This is a genomic window from Paenibacillus sp. MZ04-78.2, from assembly GCF_024213375.1.
In the GTDB taxonomy this organism is placed as follows: domain Bacteria; phylum Bacillota; class Bacilli; order Paenibacillales; family NBRC-103111; genus Paenibacillus_G.
In genome coordinates, this window is the sequence record NZ_JANAVJ010000113.1 from 1 (window position 1) to 1,124 (window position 1,124).

1 protein-coding gene and 1 pseudogene are annotated in these 1,124 nt (G+C 43.3%); one reads left to right on the top strand and one right to left on the bottom strand.

Features of this window, described 5'->3' with window-relative positions; all coding sequences use genetic code 11:
• A pseudogene (locus NLX71_RS27360) lies at positions 1-143 on the bottom strand (IS66 family transposase zinc-finger binding domain-containing protein); the annotation flags it as partial.
• 75 nt (positions 144-218) lie between these two features.
• Here NLX71_RS27360 and NLX71_RS26250 point away from each other — a divergent pair.
• Positions 219-806 (top strand): hypothetical protein, encoded by a 588-nt coding sequence (locus NLX71_RS26250; protein WP_254366756.1) that lies wholly within the window; start codon positions 219-221, stop codon positions 804-806.
• Positions 807-1,124: the final 318 nt, after the last annotated feature.

Sequence of the window (1,124 nt, forward strand, 5' to 3'; positions counted from 1 at the left end):
AGGATGATCGTTAGCTCCCGCCGCACTTCCGTACTCATCTCGTGCAGCTTTCCTCCGCAACACGAACAAACCTGCTCATCTTCGCTGAGCCGGTATTCGATCGTTTCGACCGGCAGCGAATCGAGTTTCGCTTCACGGGCGCCATAATAAACCGCAGCAAGCCGATAAGGAACACATCAAAGAAAAATATGGAAATTAACAAGGAGGTGTGAAATTTCATGAAATTCAAAAAAACCATTGTTACAGCATCTGTTGCTCTTACATTATCAGTCGGTGGGTATATGTACGCGGACAGCAAAGTAACTACTGCCCAAATCGACGCCATGCCTGTTAACCACAAATCTCTGAATGAGCTTGAAAATCGATCCGATCTTATTATCACGGGCAAACCAATTGCAAGCGAGAACCATGTCGTTAGAGACGCAGAAGGTTTCACGAAGGAAGCTTATACAATCACCAGTTTTGAAGTTGAACGCTTCTACGCTAACAAAACTCAACTGAAAGAAGGAGCAGTTGTAAAAGTAGCTGAACCTGTATATATCGTTGACAACGGAATTAAGCCAGGGAAAACACAGTTTTCAATTGAAGGATACGAAATCATGGAGAAAAACAAAAGATATCTCCTCGTACTAAAACCCGATCAGAAATCCCCTGATTTGTATGACATCGTTGGTGTACATGATGGGAAGTACAGTATGGAAAGTACGATGGAAAGTACGATGGAAAGTACGATTTCAAAATCAAATACAGACGAAAAGGTTGGCAAGTTCAAAAATGAATTAATCGAGAAATACAAAATCAAATAAAGGGATTTATTAATATTCACCACTCACTTTCTCATTAACGGAAGCAGAGTGGTGATTTTTTTATTGGTGGCGTACCATATGAAAGATTGGCAGCTAATAACCTAACGACCGCTAAACTTCATTAGCGGTCATCAACATGCCTTAAATCGGCTGTTTACGTCCTCTAAGGTACTCAGAAACGGCGAGAATGCATGTCCGCTAATGCTAAGCGTATAAAATCGTCAAAATGTTGGCGGACCCCCTTGTAGGTGACCGTCTCCACCGTCGGCTCCGGCGCCGCCGGATTCGCCTCGGCCTCCGCTTCATTGAACAACGTGA